Source organism: Spirillospora sp. NPDC048819, from assembly GCF_040650055.1.
Taxonomy (GTDB): Bacteria; Actinomycetota; Actinomycetes; order Streptosporangiales; family Streptosporangiaceae; genus Spirillospora.
The window spans coordinates 103,510-118,186 of sequence record NZ_JBEZGN010000027.1; the positions used below are offsets into that span (position 1 = coordinate 103,510).

The following is a 14,677-nucleotide window of genomic DNA, read 5'->3' on the forward strand; positions in this document are numbered from 1 at the left end:
ACGTCCCGTCCGGCCCGGCGGCACCGCCGTCGGGCGGGCCCTGCGCGACCTGACCTGACCCGCCCCCGGCGCACCCGGGCGGTCACGCGGCCAGCAGCTCCGCCTCCCACAAGTCCCGGTACGCGCCCGGCACCGCCAGCAGCTCACCGTGCCGGCCCCGCTGCACCACCCGCCCCCGGTCCAGCACCACCACCTCGTCGGCCGCGTCCAGCGCCGCCAGCCGGTGCGTCACCAGCAGCAGCGTCCCCCCGCCGGGCGACTCCAGCAGATCGCGGGTCAGCGCGTCCGCCATCACCGGGTCCAGCGCCTCGGCCGGCTCGTCCAGCACCAGCACCGGCGGATCGGCCAGCAGCGCCCGCGCCAGCAGCAGCCGCTGCCGCTGCCCGCCCGACAGGCCCCGCCCGCCCGCGCCGACCACGGTGTCCCACCCCTCCGGCAGCGCCCGCACCACCTCGGCGAACCGCGCCCGCTCCGCCGCGGCCTCCACCTGCTCCTCGCTCGCGTCCGGCCGCGCCAGCAGCAGATTCGCCCGGACCGTCGCGGCGAACACGTGCGCGTCCTGCGCCAGCCCCCGCACCGCCGCCCGCACATCACCGGGCGCGTACCGGCCCAGCACATGCCCGCCCAGCACCACCGCGCCCGACGCCACCGCGACATCGCCCGACACCGCGGCCAGCAGCGTGCTCTTGCCCGCGCCGCTCGCCCCCACCACCGCGACCCGGCGGCCCCGCTCCACCCGCAGATCCACCCCGTCCAATGCCGCGGCCCCGCCGTCATAGGCGACGCGGACGCCCAGCAGCTCCACACCCAGCGGCCCGCGCGGCACCCGCACCGGACACCGCGGCGACACCACCGGGGGAGCGGCCAGCAGCACCCCGACCCGCCGCACCGCCGGCACCACCTCCCGCAGCCGCTGCGCCGCCGACGCCAGCGGCAGCACCGACTCCACCGCGACCAGCGCCGTCAACGCCGACACCGCCACCCCGACCTCGTCCAGCCCCCCGCGCAACCCCACCCATACGACCGCCGCGACCACCGCGCCCTGCACCACGAAACCCGCCGCCGCCACCATCGCCGACACCCGCGCCCCCGACCGCTCCGCACGCTCCAGCCGCGCCGCCGCGTCCCCCGCCCGCGCCGCGAACCGGCCGGACGCACCGAACATCGCCAGATCCGACGCGCCCTCCAGCACGTCCAGCGCCCGCACCGCCAGCACCTCACGCCCGGCCGCCACCCGCGCCGCCGCACGCCCGCCCGCCGCCGACGCCGCCACCGGCAGCACCACACCCGCCAGCAGCAGACCCCCGGCCAGCACCACCGCCGACGCCGGCAGCACCACCGCGCACACCACCACACCCGCCGCACCGCACGCCACCGCCGCCACCGCCGGCAGGACGCACCGCAGCAGAAGGTCCTGGACGGCCTCCACATCCGACACCAACCGCGTCAGCGCATCACCGTCCCGCACCCCCCGTCCCGCACCCGCCGCCCGGCCGCGCGACGCCGACCCCGGACCCGCCTCCGCCAGAGCGTCGAACACCCGGCCCCGCAACTCCGCCAGCGCCCGCAGCACCGCGTCATGCCCCGCCAGCCGCTCCACATACCGCAGCGACCCCTTCGCCAGCGCGAACCCCCGCACCGCCACGATCGCCAGCGACAACGCCGCCAGCTCCGGCCGCTGCGCCGCCCGCGCCACCAGCCACGCCGCCGCCGCGATTAACCCCAGCCCGCACAACTCCGCCGCCGCACCCGCCAGCCCCGCACCCGCCAGCCGCACCGCATGCGGACGCACCGCACCCCACACACCCCGCACACCCCACACGCCGCTCACGCCGCCTCCCCGCACACACCACCGCAGACCCGGCCGCCGTCCAGCCGCACCACCCGGTCCGCCACCCCCAGCAGCGCCGGACGATGCGCCACCAGCACCGCCGTCCGCCCCTCCAGCAGCCGCCCCGCCGCATCCACCAGCACCCGCTCACTGTGCAGATCCAGCCGCGCCGTCGGCTCGTCCAGCAACATCACCGGACCCCCCGACAGATACGCCCGCGCGATCGCCAGCCGCTGCCGCTGCCCCGCCGACAACCCCGCACCCCCCTCGCCCAGCACCGTCGCGAACCCCTCCGGCAACCCCTCCACGAACTCCGCGGCCGCCGCCGCCCGCGCCGCCTCCACCACCCGCTCATCACCCGCACCCGGATCACCCAGCCGGATGTTGTCGGCCACCGACGCCGCGAACAGATGCGGACGCTGCGGCACCCACCCCAGCCGCGCCCGCCACGCCGCCACATCCAGCTCCGCCAGATCCACGCCGTCGACCAGCACCCGCCCCGAATCGGGCACCACCAGCCCCGCCAGCACCAGCAGCAGCGTCGACTTGCCCGCACCCGACGGACCCGCCACCGCCACCCGCTCACCCGGCGCCACCCGCAACGAAACACCCTCCAGCGCCGGCGCCCGCGACCCCGGATACCGCACCGTCACATCCCGCAACACGATCTCCGGCGCACCCCCCGCGACGACCACCCGGCCCCCCGGCGCCGCCGCCGGCGCCTCCTCCAGCGCCGCGAACACCTCCCCGGCCGCCGCCACACCCTCCGCACACGCATGGAACCGCTGACCCAGCGCCCGCAACGGCAGATACACCTCCGGCGTCAGCACCAGCACCAGCAACCCCGCCGAAAACGCCATCTCACCGGCCAGCAGCCGCAAACCCACCGGCACCGCCACCAAAGCCACCGACAACGCGCACACCAGCTCCAGCACCAGCGACGACAAGAACGCCACCCGCAAAGCCCGCACACTCGCCCGCCGATGCCCGTCCGCCAGCTCCCGCACCACCACCGACTGATGACCCGTCCGCCCGAACGCCCGCAACGTCGACAGCCCCGCCAGCACATCCCGGAAATGCCCGCCCAGCCGGTGCAGCAGACCCCACTGCCGCCCCGTCAGCGCCGCCGTCCGCATCCCCACCAAAGCCCCGAACACCGGCACCAGCGGAACCGTCACCGCCACCACGACCGCCGACGCCCAATCCGCCGCCACAAGCCGCACCAGCACCACCACCGGAATCACACACGCCGCCAGCAACTGCGGCACATAACCGGTGAAGAACGGATCGACCCCGTCCAGCCCCCGCGTCAGCAACGTCACCCGCGCACCCGCATCACCCGCCGGCGCGCCCAGCAGCGCACCCCGCAGATCCCGCTTCACCCGCGCCGCCGCCCGGCCCGCCACCAGCGACACCGCCCACGCCAGCACCGCCCGCCCCGCCACCGCACCCGCAAGCCACGGCAGCGGACCCGCGTCCAGCCCCGCCACCGCCCGCACCAGCAGCTCCGCCTGCACCACCAGCAGGACACCCTGCCCCGCCGCCAGCACCCCCAGCACCACCGTCACCCGGCGGGGCAGACACCCCAGCAGACGCCGCTCCACACCCTTCACCCCAGCCCCCAGACCCCGGGCGAACCGGCTACAAGTACGAGGGCGACTCGACACGCCCCCGGAACGTCCACCACACCAGCGCCTGCGACCCCAGCAGCAACGGCAGCACCACCACCGTCGTCACCGCCGTCATCGTCAGCCCCGCACCCTCGGCCACCGCCTCCGACCACGGCAACCGCACACCCGCCACCACCGGCGCCGACGCCATCACCACCGCCGACACCGCATACCGCGACCGCACCCGCCCGGCACGCGCCGCCAGAACACCCACCGGCAGACGCCACCGCGCGAACCCCGCACCATGCCACGCGAACACCACGGCCAACGGCAGACCCAGCACACTCCCGGCGTTCAACCCACCGCCCCACAGCACCGAACCCAGCACCGAACCCCACGCCAGAGCCAGCGCCCAACTCCCCGCCACGATCGCCGCATCACACCCGCCGCGCCACGCCACCGCGTCCACCCGGCCCCGCAGCCACAACCCCATGTCCCGCACGACCCACCCGATCAGCAGCACCGCCACCAGCGGATACAGCCCCTCCAGCAGATCGTGCTCCAACCCCGGGAACGCACCCGCGACCAGCCCCGCCGACGCCACCAGCCACACCTCGTTGCCCAGGAAGAACGGCGCGAACGACGCGATCACCAACCGCCGCTCCCGCTGATCCCGCCCCAGCCACGGAAGCAGCATCCCCACCCCGATGTCCGCACCGGCCAGCACCAGATACCCGGCGGAGAACACCGCCAGCAACACCACCGCAAGAGATTCCATCACCAGACTCCAGTCAGAACGTCGGGCTCATCACCGGCGCGGCCGGCTCCACCGGGGCAGAAGCACCAAGACCCGACCCCTCCGGACCCCGCCGCGCGAACCGCACCAGCAGCCACGCGTTCACCGCGAACAGCACCGCGAACAGCACCATGAACGCCACGAACGACACCGTCATCGTCCCCGCCCCCACACCCGGCGACAGCGCGTCCCGCGTCTTCAGCACCCCGTACACCATCCACGGCTGCCGCCCCACCTCACGGAACACCCACCCCGACACCATCGCCACATACGGCAGCGGCACCGCCACGATCATCAGCACGTGGAACACCCGCCCCCGCACCAGCCACTTCCCGAACGGAAACTTCACCAGCGCCACACAGGCCACCAAGATCATCAGCGACCACATGCCCATCATCAGACCCTCGCCGACCCCCGCCAGCCCAGGCGGCATGTACTCATCCGGCCCGAACCGCGCCGTGAAATCCGCCACCGCCGCCTGCGCATCCTCCTGCCCGCCCGCCTTCGTCGGCTGCACGTACTCGAACTGCGCCCCGCCGAACATCACCACCGGCATCACCGACAAGATCACCGTCAGCAACCCGATCCGCATCGACCGCCGGAAGAACTCCACCTCCGCCGTCCGCCGCAACAGGTGATAACCGCTCACCCCGGCCATGAAGAACCCCGCCGTCAGCAACCCGCCGAACAGCACATGGAAGAACGCCAGCACCGCCGTCGGATTACCCAGCAACGCCCCCACATCCGTCAGCCGCGCCGTGCCGTCCACCATCTCGAAACCCACCGGACGCTGCAGCCACCCATTCGCCACCAGCACGAAATACGCCGACAGATACGCCGTCAGCGTCACCACCCAGATCAGCGACAGATGCACCCACCGGTTCAGCCGATCCCACCCGAAGATCCACAACCCCAGGAACGTCGACTCCACGAAGAACGCCACGATCGTCTCCAACGCCAGCGGCGCCCCGAACACACCACCCGTCACCCGCGACATCCCCGCCCAGTTCAACCCGAACTGGAACTCCATCACCAGCCCCGTGACGATCCCCACCGCATAGTTCACGACATACAACTGCCCCCAGAACCGCACCATCCGCGCATGCACCGCACTGCCCGACACCGTCGCCCGCGTCTGCGTCAACGCGACCAGCGTCGCCAGCCCCAACGTCAACGCGACGAACAGGAAATGGGTCCCGGCCGTCAACGCGAACTGCACCCGCGCCAGCATCAACGGGTCCACACCCATGAGCACGCCCCAAGAATCGGTCCGAAATCGACCCCACGATCCTCCGCGCCCACACCACAACCGCGAATCAGGCGCGAGCGTTCAACCGCCCTGCACCTTTCGCGCAGCCCCCAATCCGCCCCTACATCTCCCGATGTACACCGCCTCGCCGCGCCGCCAACCCCAGTACGACAGCCACCACCACATACGGCACCGACGCCAACCCCATCAGCACCCCCGCACCACCCCACCGCGAACCCAACGCCCAACCCGCGAACACCAGAACCGCCACCCCCTCGGCACCGAACCCCGCCACCGACGTCACCGTCGCCCGCGCCCCATCACCGATCCGCTCCTGCAACCGCGCGTCCGCCGCCGCCATCGCCCACCGGAACACTCCGAACGCCACCGCCACCAGCACCAAGCCGCCCGGCCGACCGCTCAACGACCCCGCCGCCAGGCACACCGCACCCACCGCCAGCACCGGCGCCAGCCACCGCACCCCACGCCCCGCCGACCAGCCGCCCACCGCATCACCGACCGTCACCACCAGAACCAGCAACGGCACCGACGCCGCCGCCACCCCCGTCGACCGCACCAGCAACGGCACGTACTCGTCCAGCGCCGTCACACCCTCCACCACGATCACCAGAACCAGCGCCCAACGCACCGCCGGCTCCCCGCGCACCTGCGCCCAACCCTCACCGACCACCGACCCCAGGGACACCCCGTCCCGGTCCCCGCCGCCGGCGCGGCCGGCACCCCGCGACTCCGGCAGGAACCACCCCGCCACCGAACACAGCACGCACACCGCCACACTCGCGACACCCGCCGCCCGGTAACCCCCACCCGCCAGCACCGGCGCCGCCACCGCCGAAGCCGCCACCACCGCCAGCAGCGACACCGCCTCCGACCGCCCGATCAACCGCGCATACACCCCCGCCGCGCCCGCACGCTCCAGCTCCTCGTACACCAGCGCCTGCATCGACCCCGAACGCAGCGCCGACCCCGCACCCCACAAGACGAAACCCGCGGCGAACGCCGGATACGAAGGAAACGCCACCCACAACCCGAAACCCGCACCCGCCAGCAGGGGAGCGACCACCAGCAGCAACCGGCGCGAGAACACGTCCGCCCACAAACCGGACGGCAACTCAAGCGAGAACGTCGTGACCGACCAGATCACGAACAGCGACGAGATCGCAGCGGGGGACAACCCGGCATCGGCGAACAACACGGCGTACACCGGGTACAGAAGAACGAAATCCTCGAGGAACGCGTAGACGTACAGCCTGCGCGCGAGCCCCGCCTCAGGCGAAGATCAATGTCGTCGGGCCATGCCAGCACCATAACCAGACCGCCCCGCCCACCGCACCCCCGAATCCCGGGGGAGGGGAGCGGCCGGCACCTCGGCCACCGCAACGATTTCAGCCACCGGAAGGATCGCGGCCGAACAACGCGAGCAGCCGCGCCTGATCATCGGCACCGCGGGGGAGACGACGCTCGGGACCGACCATTCCCCTCTCACGCCCACCGGGCGCCATCCGCCGCGCCGTCTCCAGCGCCGGACCCACCAGATCCGCCTCGAACACCACCGACTGCCCGGTCGCCTGCGCCAGATCCCACGTGTGGACGAGCAACTCCGGCGGATAATGCTCCAGCCACTCCCGCACCGTCATCTCCACCCCGTCACCCAGCCGGATCCGGCGCGCCAGCGCATCGGGCACCAACTCGGCCGTCATCCGGCCCCGCACCTCACGCCAGGACGCCACCGGATCCTCACCCGCCACCTCACGCCAGTCCGGATCGTCCCGGGGGAGCGGCCGTCCGGCCGCGCGCATCTCGACCACCAGCAGCCCCGCGATGACGTGCCCGGCGACATCGATCGCGCACCAGCCCTCACACGGCGACGGCGACAGCCATCTGTCCGGCGGCGTCGCGGCGAGCACCGCCTCGAAACCGTCCAGCGCACGCACGAAACCCTCGGGAATCACGGAAGCCGCACCGCCCCACATCAGATCGTCCGCACCTGATCATCACACGATCGCACCGCACACGCACCGCCCCGGAGCCCACCGCGACTGGCCGGCAGTGGTCCCGCGCGGGTTCCCATGAACCGAAATCCGATGAAACCGAGAAGCCGGTCCGGAAGTCTCAGCCTCTACACAGATCAACACGACGAAAGGTGACCGTGAGCGAACAACTCGACCAGGTCTTCGGTCGGCTCGTCCACCGCAGCTGGGAGCGCTTCAACGAACAGCTCCGCACTCGCGAGATCGACGACCTGCTCGTCGGCGCCGTGATCACGGCCGCGGTCGCCCAGGGCAACGCCCTCATCGACCTGACCTCCGACGGCACCAACCACTACCTGCGGTTCCAGCACCTCCAGAACAAGCACCGCCTGATGTTCCAGCTGGCGCACCAGACCGGCACCGTCATGGCGGCCAAGACCCTCGAACACCACGCGGCCGTGACCATCGCCTACGGCGAACAGGTGCAGGACGCGCGGACGGTCTGGCAGGCACTGAAGTCCGAAGTGAAAAGCGGCTTCCTCGACGTCGGCGAGCCCGGAGTGTTCACCGTCGACGCCGACCTCGGCAGCGGTTACGTCTACGTCCAGGTTCCCCTCCTGCTGGACCTGGACCAGTACTTCGCCGACCACTACACGGTGAAATACCCCGTGTTGCAGGAGCACATCGCCGCCGTCTCCCAGGCCTGCGCGAAGTACCTGCATGGCCGTATCGCCGCCTGAACCGGAGGACGCCATGCTTTCAATGATCAACAAGTTCAAGAACAACGCCGAGGCCCGGGAGAGCAAGGACGAGGCGCTCATCGGCGAGATGGTGTTCACGATGGCGCACCTCGGATGCCCCGTCATCGGCGTCCAGTCCGGGGGAGACCTGCAGTACGTGCGGTTCAAGCCGGTCGGCGACCAGGTCCTCTACAGCTTCACGATCGTGCTCGACCGCAAGACCGGGGACAGCGCGCTCCAGCAGGCCGTCCTCGGCAGCAAGGCGACGCTCACCTTCGTGGCCGAAGTCAAGAACCACATCGCCGACCCCGACGACCTGGTCGCCATGTTCCGCACCGACATGGCGAACATGCTGCGCAGCCCGTGGTTCGGCGACATCAAGCTCGATCACCAGCTCAACTCGGTCACCGCCACGAAGAAGCAGCTGATCGACATCGACGACTATGCGGACGCCGACGGCGCCGATCGCGAGCGACTAAAGCAACTCCTGCAGAGCACCATGCGGGAACTGCGCGAGAAGGTGGCCCAGTACAAGAAATGACGCGCCGCCCGGAGCGGTGCGGCCGGGCACGCGATCCGGCGCACCGCCCCGATCGGCGTCTACTTGACATAATGTACATTATCGACCAACGATCGGAGCTGCTGGAAGCGGGGTGAATCGGCCGTTAACCGCCTGCTTCACGTGCAGTGCGCGCGGTTCCGGCCGCCGGTTCCGTCGAGGTCGATCCAGTAACGGTCTTCGCCGCGGGCGCGGCCATCGTGGACGCCACCGTTCGCCAGGATCACGCGATGCGACGGCTCGTTGCCGGCGGCGCAGGTCAGCAGGACCCGTTCCAGGCCGAGACGGCGGCATTCCACGAGGCCGGCGGCCAGCATCCGCGTGGCGTGGCCCTGGCGGCGCCACGCCGGGACGACGTGGTAGCCGACGTGGCCGCCGACCTCGGCGAGTTCGGGCGTCAGGCGGTGCCGCACGAGCAGCGTGCCGAGATAATGCTCGTCCGACACGTACCAGAAGGTCGTGCACGGGACGCCCCAGCGGCGCTGGACGCCGCGGCGCCGGGCGACGAACGTCTCGAAGTCCTCGGCGGCGGGTTCCAGCCATCCGGCGTCGCCGCCGCTCGCCCGATGGTCCGCCCACTCCCCGGCCAGGAACGACTCGCGGACCGTCGTGGTCGGCCGCACGAGGCGCGGCGGACGGCGAAGCTCGGGCACGGGTCCGAGTATCCCCGGCGGCGTCTCGCGCATCGAACGCGCTCTTCGGCCGGCGCGGCGGAGAAGATCGTTTAACCGGACAGAAGCTGAATTCTGTCCGGTTACGTCATCTTTGTGCGACTTGTCTGTTCTTGTGCGTCCCTCGCGTCCGGGCGCGCCTGCGCGGTTCGTAGGGTGAGCCGCATGAGCGTGCTTCGGTCCGTCGGGTTGTTCGTGCTGGCCGCATTCGCCGAGATCGGCGGGGCCTGGCTGGTGTGGCAGGGATGGCGGGAGCAGCGCGGGCCGCTCTGGATCGCCGGCGGCGTCCTCGCGCTGGGCGCCTACGGGTTCGCGGCCACGTTCCAGCCCTCCCCCGACTTCGGGCGGATCCTGGCGGCCTACGGCGGCGTGTTCGTGGCGGGCTCGCTGGCCTGGGGCGTGGTCGTGGACGGCTTCCGTCCCGACCGCTGGGACGTCGCCGGGGCGCTGATCTGCCTGGCCGGAGTCGCCGTGATCATGTACGCGCCGCGCGGCTGAGCCCCCTCTCCCCCGGTTCACGGCCGGGCGGTGAGCTCGGCGAAGCGCAGGGCGTTGCGGACGGCGGCGCCGCCGGGGTCGTTGTTGAAGTAGACGTAGGCGTCGTCCTCGGGGGCGATTTCGTCCGCCCAGGTCCGGAGGGTTTCGTCGTCGTAGTGGGGCCAGGGCTCCGCCGGGCCTTCGTGGAGGCGCAGGTAGAGCCAGTCGGTGGTCCGCCACAGGGGTGTCTGGGGTTGTCCGAGGCGGTCGGTCCAGCTCAGGGCGGCGCCGTGGTGTTCCAGGACGCGGCGGGTCTCGTCCGTCCACCATGAGGGGTGGCGGGGTTCGACGGCGACGCGGACGCCGTCGGGGAACTCGCGCAGGCAGGCGGCGAGGCGGCCGGGTTCGAAGCGCAGGGTCGGCGGGAGCTGCAGCAGGACGGGACCCAGTTTGGGGCCGAGGCCGGCGGCGGCGTTCATGAGGCGCGCGACGGGTTCGGCGGGGTCGGTGAGACGTTTCATGTGGGTGAGGTAGCGGCTGGCCTTGACCGCCATGACGAACCCGGGCGGGGTGGCGGCGCGCCACAGCTCGAAGGTCTCGCGGGTGGGCAGGCGGTAGAAGGCGTTGTTGTTCTCCACGGTGGCGAAGACGTCGCCGTAGCGCGGCAGCCAGCTTCGCTGCGGCAGGCCGGGCGGGTAGAGGACGCCGCGCCAGTCGGCGTACTGCCATCCGGATGTTCCGATGAGCACCGGCCCTCCCCCTGTTCGGCGGCCTGTGCCGTGGTCATACCCGGTGGCGGCGGTGGGGTTCGAGGGCGCGGATGTAGTCGACGAGGCGGACGCCGATGTCGAAGGTGATGTCGGGTTCGGCGAGGTCGGGGTCGGGCCAGGTTTCGGAGATGCGGCGCCAGACGTCGCGGCCGAGGAAGACGCCGGTGACGGGTTCGTCGCCGAGTTCGGCGCGCCAGGCGGGTTCGGTGGTGAGGAGGCGGGCGAGGGCGGCTTCGTTGTCGGGTTCGTCGCGGTGTTCGGCGTGGAATCCGATCTCGATGGCGCGGGTGCGGGTGCCCGGGGCGATGTCGGCGGGGATGATCTGGGCTTCGTAGTGCTCGCGCTGGGGTGCGGGGTCGCCGAACCAGGCTTTGACGCCGTTGTGGCGTACCTGGACGTGCGGGGTTCCGAGGCCGGGCGGGGTGGATCCTCGGATGATCTCGCCGACCTGCTCGAAGAGTGCCCTGTCGGTCGTCCTGTCGGTCATCGTGGTCGATCCTACGGCGGGTTCTGTCGGTGGCGGGAGGTAGCGTCCGGCGCGTGCGTCCCTCTGATGTTCAGCGCCTGACCGTTGCCGAGAGTGTCGACCGGTATGGGGAGATGGTGCGTGCGAAGACCTCGACGGGTGCGCTGACGCCGAAGACGGCGGAGGTGTACGTGCGGGACGTGGTGACGTTCGCGGCGCTGGCGGGCGGGGACCGGGTGCTGGACGATCTGACGGGCGAGGACGTCGACGGGGTGCTGCTGGGGTTCGCGCGCAAGCCCGACGGGCGGCGGCGGGGTGCGGTGGAGCCGGGGGGCGCGGAGTCGCGGGGCGGTGCGGTGCAGAGTGCGGCGTCGCAGGCGCGGTTCCGGCGGTCGGTGTCGGCGTTCTTCAAGTATGCGCTGGTGGCGGGTTGGGTGCAGCTGAATCCGATGCAGGCGGTTACGGTGCGTCCGCGGCAGCGGGGTGGGTTGCGGGCGCAGCGGCGGGCGTTGACGGTGGAGCAGGCGGAGGGGTTGCTGGGGGCGGCGCGGGGGCTGGCCGAGGCGGGGCCGGTGGCGCCGGGGCGGCGGATGGATCAGCGGACGGAGTTGCGGGACGGGCTGATCGTGTTGCTGCTGGCGGCGGTGGGGCCGCGGGTGTCGGAGTTGACGGCGGCGAACGCGGAGGACTTCTTCGTCAACGGTGGGACGCGGTATTGGCGGATCTTCGGCAAGGGCGGGCGGACGCGGGACGTGCCGCTGCCCGGTCCGGTGGTGGAGGTGCTGGACGCGTATCTGGCGGAGGGGCGGGGGCTGCTGGACCGGGGGCGGGAGCCGAAGGCGCTGTTGTTGTCGTGGCGGGGGCGGCGGCTGGCGCGGGGTGATGTGCAGGCGGTGATCGACCGGGTTCTGGCGCGGGTGGAGCCGGGGCGGCGGCGGAGTGTGACTCCGCATGGGCTGCGGCATACGACGGCGACGCATTTGCTGGCGGCGGCGACGGACATGGATGCGGTGCGCCGGGTGCTGGGGCATGCGGATTTGTCGACGCTGGGGCGTTACCGGGATGAGTTGCCGGGTGAGCTGGAGGCGGCGATGCGGGTGCATCCGCTGCTGGGTTCGGTGGAGGGCCGTCGCGGCGGGTGAGGCCGCCCGGGTGCGCGCCGATGTCGGTGGGGTGGTGTGCCGCCTGTGGGTCGCGCGGCGCTGTTGCGTTCCGTGGTCGGCGGCCGTGTCCGGTGGCCCTCCCCCGGCTGTCGCCCTTCCGTGCCGGGTCAGTGTGCCGGGGCCTTGGGACGGACGATGCGGCGATCGGGGCTGCCGGTGTCTGGTTCCGTGTCTGGTCCCGGCGTCGTCGTCCTGTTGCTCGCGGTCGTCCTGGTGCTCGCGGTCTCGCCTGCTCTGATGGTCAGGTGGGTTGGAGGGTGCGGGCGAGGGCGTAGGCCTCGGTGAGGTCGGTGCCGCGGTAGTCGAGGGCGGCTATGTCGGCGAGGTGGTGGTCGGCGTTGACGGCGACGGTGTTGGTGAGGTGGCGGAACAGGGGTGCGTCGGACATGGAGTCGCCGTAGGCGGTGCATTGCGCGGTGGTGAGGCCGTGGCGGGTGCGTAGTTCGTCGGTGATGTGGACCTTGTCGGCGGGGGTGAGGATGCCGGCGGGGTCGAGGGTGCCGGTGAAGGGCATCGGGGGGAAGCGGGAGGCGATGACGTCGTCGAAGCCGAGGTCGAGGAGGTGGTGGGCGAAGAAGTCGGGCGACATGGTGATGACGGCGGAGTGTTCGCCGCGGGCGCGGATGTCGGCGCAGACGTCGGCGATGCCGGTGAGCCAGGTGGCGGCGGTGTAGGCGGTGGCGACGATGGCGGGGGTGAGGTCGCGCCAGAGGCGGTGGATTTCGCGGGAGAAGCCGCGGGTGTCGAGGGTGCCGGCGGTGAAGCGGGCCTCGAGGTCGTGGAGTTCGGTGAGGGTGCCGAGGTGCCGGGCGACTTCCAGGTTGGCGGTGGTGCCGGTCAGGAGGGTGCCGTCCATGTCGAAGATGTGCAGGTGTCCCACAGGGGTGCAGTGTGGTGGACGGGCGGTGCGGCGTGCGACTTGTTTTAGGGCCCGGGACCGGGGCCGGTGTCAGTGGTCGTCGCGTGAGGGCCAGATGGCGTAGGAGATGAGGATGGCGGCCCAGATGCCGAGTGGGACGGCGGGCCAGTAGGACGTCCACTCCCCTTTGCGGAGTGCGGAGATGGCCCAGATGGCGGTCATGATGGCGGCGGCGCCGGTCCAGTAGTTCCATTCGTCGCGCCAGGCGCGTTTGTCGGCTTTGGTCTTGGCGGTGCGGCGGGCGGTTTCGGTGCGGTGGCGGGCGGTCTGGGAGGCGGGCAGGTCGGCGGTGAGGCGGTGCAGGTCGCCGTGGGTGGTGGCGGTGAGGGCGTGGTCGAGGCGGCGGCTGTATTCGGTGGTGTCGAGGGCTCCGTCGGCGAGTGCGTCGCCGAGGCGTTGGACGGTGGTGTCGCGGTCGTGGTCGGAGGCGCGTATCCGGTCGTGGGCGGGTTGGTGGTTCATTGGTCGGTTCCCCTGGTCGGTGGTGTGTTTCCAGGGTTGCGCGGGGTGGGGTGCGGGGCGTCCTTCGTGGTGAGGAACCGGGTGTACATCGTTCGCAGGATGGGGTGGGGACCCCGTCGAAGGTCGGGGGTGGTTGTGGTCGTCCGGCGGATTCGCGGGCGGGTGGTGTGTTTCTAGCGTCGGGTTCATGGACTTGGACGCGGTCATGGGTGTGGTGGACACGGCGGTGACGTCGCCGTGGTTTTATCTGGCGCTGTTCGCGGTGGCGGCGGTGGACGCGTTCTTCCCGGTGGTGCCGAGCGAGAGCATGGTGATCACGGCGGGGGTGTATGCGGCGTCGGGGCGGCCGGATCTGGTGCTGGTGGTGGTCGTGGCGGCGCTGGGGGCGTTCGCCGGGGATCATGTGTCGTTTCTGGTGGGGCGCCGGTCGGGTGGACGGCTGGTGCGGGGGTTGCGGCCGGGGACGCGGCGGTTCGCGGCGTTCGGGTGGGCGCGGCGGACGATGGCCGAGCGCGGCGGGCTGATCCTGGTGGTGGCGCGGTATGTGCCGGGTGGGCGGACGGCGGTGACGCTGACGATGGGGGCGGTGGGGTTCCGGCTTCGGTCGTTTTCGTTGTTCGCGGCGGTGGCGGCGGTGTCGTGGGGGTTGTACGGGGCGTTGCTGGGTTATGTCGGCGGGGTGGCGTTCGAGCATGACCCGGTGAAGGGCGTTGTGGTGGGGATCGGGTTGGCGTTGTCGGTGACGGCGGTGGTGGAGGGGGTCCGGTTCGTGCGGCGGCGGGGTCGTGCGGGCGCGGGGTCGCCGCCGCCGGAGGGGGGCGGCGCGGAGCGGGTGGAGCGGGCCGGGCGGGTGGGGCAGTTGCCGGGCGTGTGATCGCCGGAAGCGGCGGAGTCGACGGGCGTGTGGCCGTAGGGTGAACTTCGGCGGAACGTGCGGTGTCTCAAGGGTGTCGGGCCGGGCCGTCTTCGATCG

At 71.9% G+C, this 14,677-nt stretch carries 16 protein-coding genes; 5 read left to right on the forward strand and 11 right to left on the reverse strand.

All coding sequences use genetic code 11. The features are described 5' to 3' along the window. Positions 1 to 82: 82 nt before the first annotated feature. The 6 genes from cydC to AB0C35_RS30495 all read right to left on the reverse strand — a co-directional run bounded on the left by cydC (position 83) and on the right by AB0C35_RS30495 (position 7,441). Positions 83 to 1,831 (reverse strand): thiol reductant ABC exporter subunit CydC, encoded by a 1,749-nt coding sequence (cydC, locus tag AB0C35_RS30470; RefSeq protein ID WP_358463212.1) that lies wholly within the window; start codon positions 1,829 to 1,831, stop codon positions 83 to 85. Then, on the reverse strand, positions 1,828 to 3,444 hold the full coding sequence (cydD, locus tag AB0C35_RS30475; RefSeq protein ID WP_358463215.1) for a thiol reductant ABC exporter subunit CydD: 1,617 nt from the start codon (positions 3,442 to 3,444) through the stop codon (positions 1,828 to 1,830). The genes cydC and cydD overlap by 4 nt, the downstream gene beginning before the upstream one ends. A 28-nt stretch (positions 3,445 to 3,472) precedes the next feature. Then, positions 3,473 to 4,219 carry a cytochrome d ubiquinol oxidase subunit II gene (locus AB0C35_RS30480; RefSeq protein WP_358463218.1) on the reverse strand — a complete coding sequence of 249 codons (747 nt, stop codon included), beginning with the start codon at positions 4,217 to 4,219 and terminating at the stop codon, positions 3,473 to 3,475. A gap of 13 nt (positions 4,220 to 4,232) precedes the next feature. Continuing rightward, positions 4,233 to 5,486, reverse strand: coding sequence for a cytochrome ubiquinol oxidase subunit I (locus AB0C35_RS30485; protein ID WP_358463325.1), 1,254 nt, complete (start codon positions 5,484 to 5,486; stop codon positions 4,233 to 4,235). 121 nt (positions 5,487 to 5,607) lie between these two features. Then, a complete protein-coding gene (locus AB0C35_RS30490) occupies positions 5,608 to 6,756 on the reverse strand; it encodes an MFS transporter (RefSeq protein ID WP_358463328.1) in 1,149 nt (382 codons plus the stop codon). Between the two features lie 136 nt (positions 6,757 to 6,892). Then, a complete protein-coding gene (locus AB0C35_RS30495) occupies positions 6,893 to 7,441 on the reverse strand; it encodes a TIGR03086 family metal-binding protein (protein ID WP_358463221.1) in 549 nt (182 codons plus the stop codon). A 215-nt stretch (positions 7,442 to 7,656) separates the two neighbouring features. Between AB0C35_RS30495 and AB0C35_RS30500 the strand changes: the two genes are divergently transcribed. Continuing rightward, a complete protein-coding gene (locus AB0C35_RS30500) occupies positions 7,657 to 8,217 on the forward strand; it encodes a hypothetical protein (protein ID WP_358463224.1) in 561 nt (186 codons plus the stop codon). A 13-nt stretch (positions 8,218 to 8,230) separates the two neighbouring features. Beyond that, the gene (locus AB0C35_RS30505) at positions 8,231 to 8,758 is read left to right on the forward strand and encodes a hypothetical protein (RefSeq protein WP_358463227.1); all 528 of its coding nucleotides are present in this window, start codon (positions 8,231 to 8,233) and stop codon (positions 8,756 to 8,758) included. Between the two features lie 137 nt (positions 8,759 to 8,895). On the opposite strand, the gene AB0C35_RS30510 is transcribed toward AB0C35_RS30505, so the two are convergent. Next, the gene (locus AB0C35_RS30510; protein ID WP_358463230.1) at positions 8,896 to 9,429 is read right to left on the reverse strand and encodes a GNAT family N-acetyltransferase; all 534 of its coding nucleotides are present in this window, start codon (positions 9,427 to 9,429) and stop codon (positions 8,896 to 8,898) included. Positions 9,430 to 9,612: 183 nt separating this feature from the next. On the opposite strand from AB0C35_RS30510, the gene AB0C35_RS30515 reads away from it, so the two are divergent. Continuing rightward, positions 9,613 to 9,945 carry a YnfA family protein gene (locus AB0C35_RS30515; RefSeq protein WP_358463233.1) on the forward strand — a complete coding sequence of 111 codons (333 nt, stop codon included), beginning with the start codon at positions 9,613 to 9,615 and terminating at the stop codon, positions 9,943 to 9,945. A 17-nt stretch (positions 9,946 to 9,962) separates the two neighbouring features. On the opposite strand, the gene AB0C35_RS30520 is transcribed toward AB0C35_RS30515, so the two are convergent. Beyond that, positions 9,963 to 10,673, reverse strand: a complete 711-nt coding sequence (locus tag AB0C35_RS30520; RefSeq protein ID WP_358463236.1) for a DUF72 domain-containing protein — start codon at positions 10,671 to 10,673, stop codon at positions 9,963 to 9,965. Between the two features lie 34 nt (positions 10,674 to 10,707). After that, positions 10,708 to 11,181 (reverse strand): hypothetical protein, encoded by a 474-nt coding sequence (locus AB0C35_RS30525; protein WP_358463239.1) that lies wholly within the window; start codon positions 11,179 to 11,181, stop codon positions 10,708 to 10,710. Positions 11,182 to 11,294: 113 nt separating this feature from the next. On the opposite strand from AB0C35_RS30525, the gene AB0C35_RS30530 reads away from it, so the two are divergent. Beyond that, entirely contained in the window at positions 11,295 to 12,302 is a 1,008-nt protein-coding gene (locus tag AB0C35_RS30530) for a tyrosine-type recombinase/integrase (protein ID WP_358463242.1), read from the forward strand. Between the two features lie 262 nt (positions 12,303 to 12,564). On the opposite strand, the gene AB0C35_RS30535 is transcribed toward AB0C35_RS30530, so the two are convergent. Next, a complete protein-coding gene (locus AB0C35_RS30535) occupies positions 12,565 to 13,203 on the reverse strand; it encodes an HAD-IB family phosphatase (RefSeq protein ID WP_358463245.1) in 639 nt (212 codons plus the stop codon). 69 nt (positions 13,204 to 13,272) lie between these two features. After that, positions 13,273 to 13,704 carry a DUF1707 domain-containing protein gene (locus tag AB0C35_RS30540; protein WP_358463248.1) on the reverse strand — a complete coding sequence of 144 codons (432 nt, stop codon included), beginning with the start codon at positions 13,702 to 13,704 and terminating at the stop codon, positions 13,273 to 13,275. A gap of 187 nt (positions 13,705 to 13,891) precedes the next feature. On the opposite strand from AB0C35_RS30540, the gene AB0C35_RS30545 reads away from it, so the two are divergent. Beyond that, positions 13,892 to 14,578, forward strand: a complete 687-nt coding sequence (locus AB0C35_RS30545; RefSeq protein ID WP_358463251.1) for a VTT domain-containing protein — start codon at positions 13,892 to 13,894, stop codon at positions 14,576 to 14,578. Positions 14,579 to 14,677: the final 99 nt, after the last annotated feature.

Excerpts from the sequence above, each read along its gene's own strand:
- AB0C35_RS30480 (WP_358463218.1), bottom strand. The coding sequence starts at position 4,219 with ATGGAATCTCTTGCGGTGGTGTTGCTGGCGGTGTTCTCCGCCGGGTAT.
- AB0C35_RS30485 (WP_358463325.1), bottom strand. The coding sequence starts at position 5,486 with ATGGGTGTGGACCCGTTGATGCTGGCGCGGGTGCAGTTCGCGTTGACG.
- AB0C35_RS30505 (WP_358463227.1), top strand. The coding sequence starts at position 8,231 with ATGCTTTCAATGATCAACAAGTTCAAGAACAACGCCGAGGCCCGGGAG.
- AB0C35_RS30515 (WP_358463233.1), top strand. The coding sequence starts at position 9,613 with ATGAGCGTGCTTCGGTCCGTCGGGTTGTTCGTGCTGGCCGCATTCGCC.
- AB0C35_RS30525 (WP_358463239.1), bottom strand. The coding sequence starts at position 11,181 with ATGACCGACAGGACGACCGACAGGGCACTCTTCGAGCAGGTCGGCGAG.
- AB0C35_RS30530 (WP_358463242.1), top strand. The coding sequence starts at position 11,295 with ATGGTGCGTGCGAAGACCTCGACGGGTGCGCTGACGCCGAAGACGGCG.
- AB0C35_RS30540 (WP_358463248.1), bottom strand. The coding sequence starts at position 13,704 with ATGAACCACCAACCCGCCCACGACCGGATACGCGCCTCCGACCACGAC.
- AB0C35_RS30545 (WP_358463251.1), top strand. The coding sequence starts at position 13,892 with ATGGACTTGGACGCGGTCATGGGTGTGGTGGACACGGCGGTGACGTCG.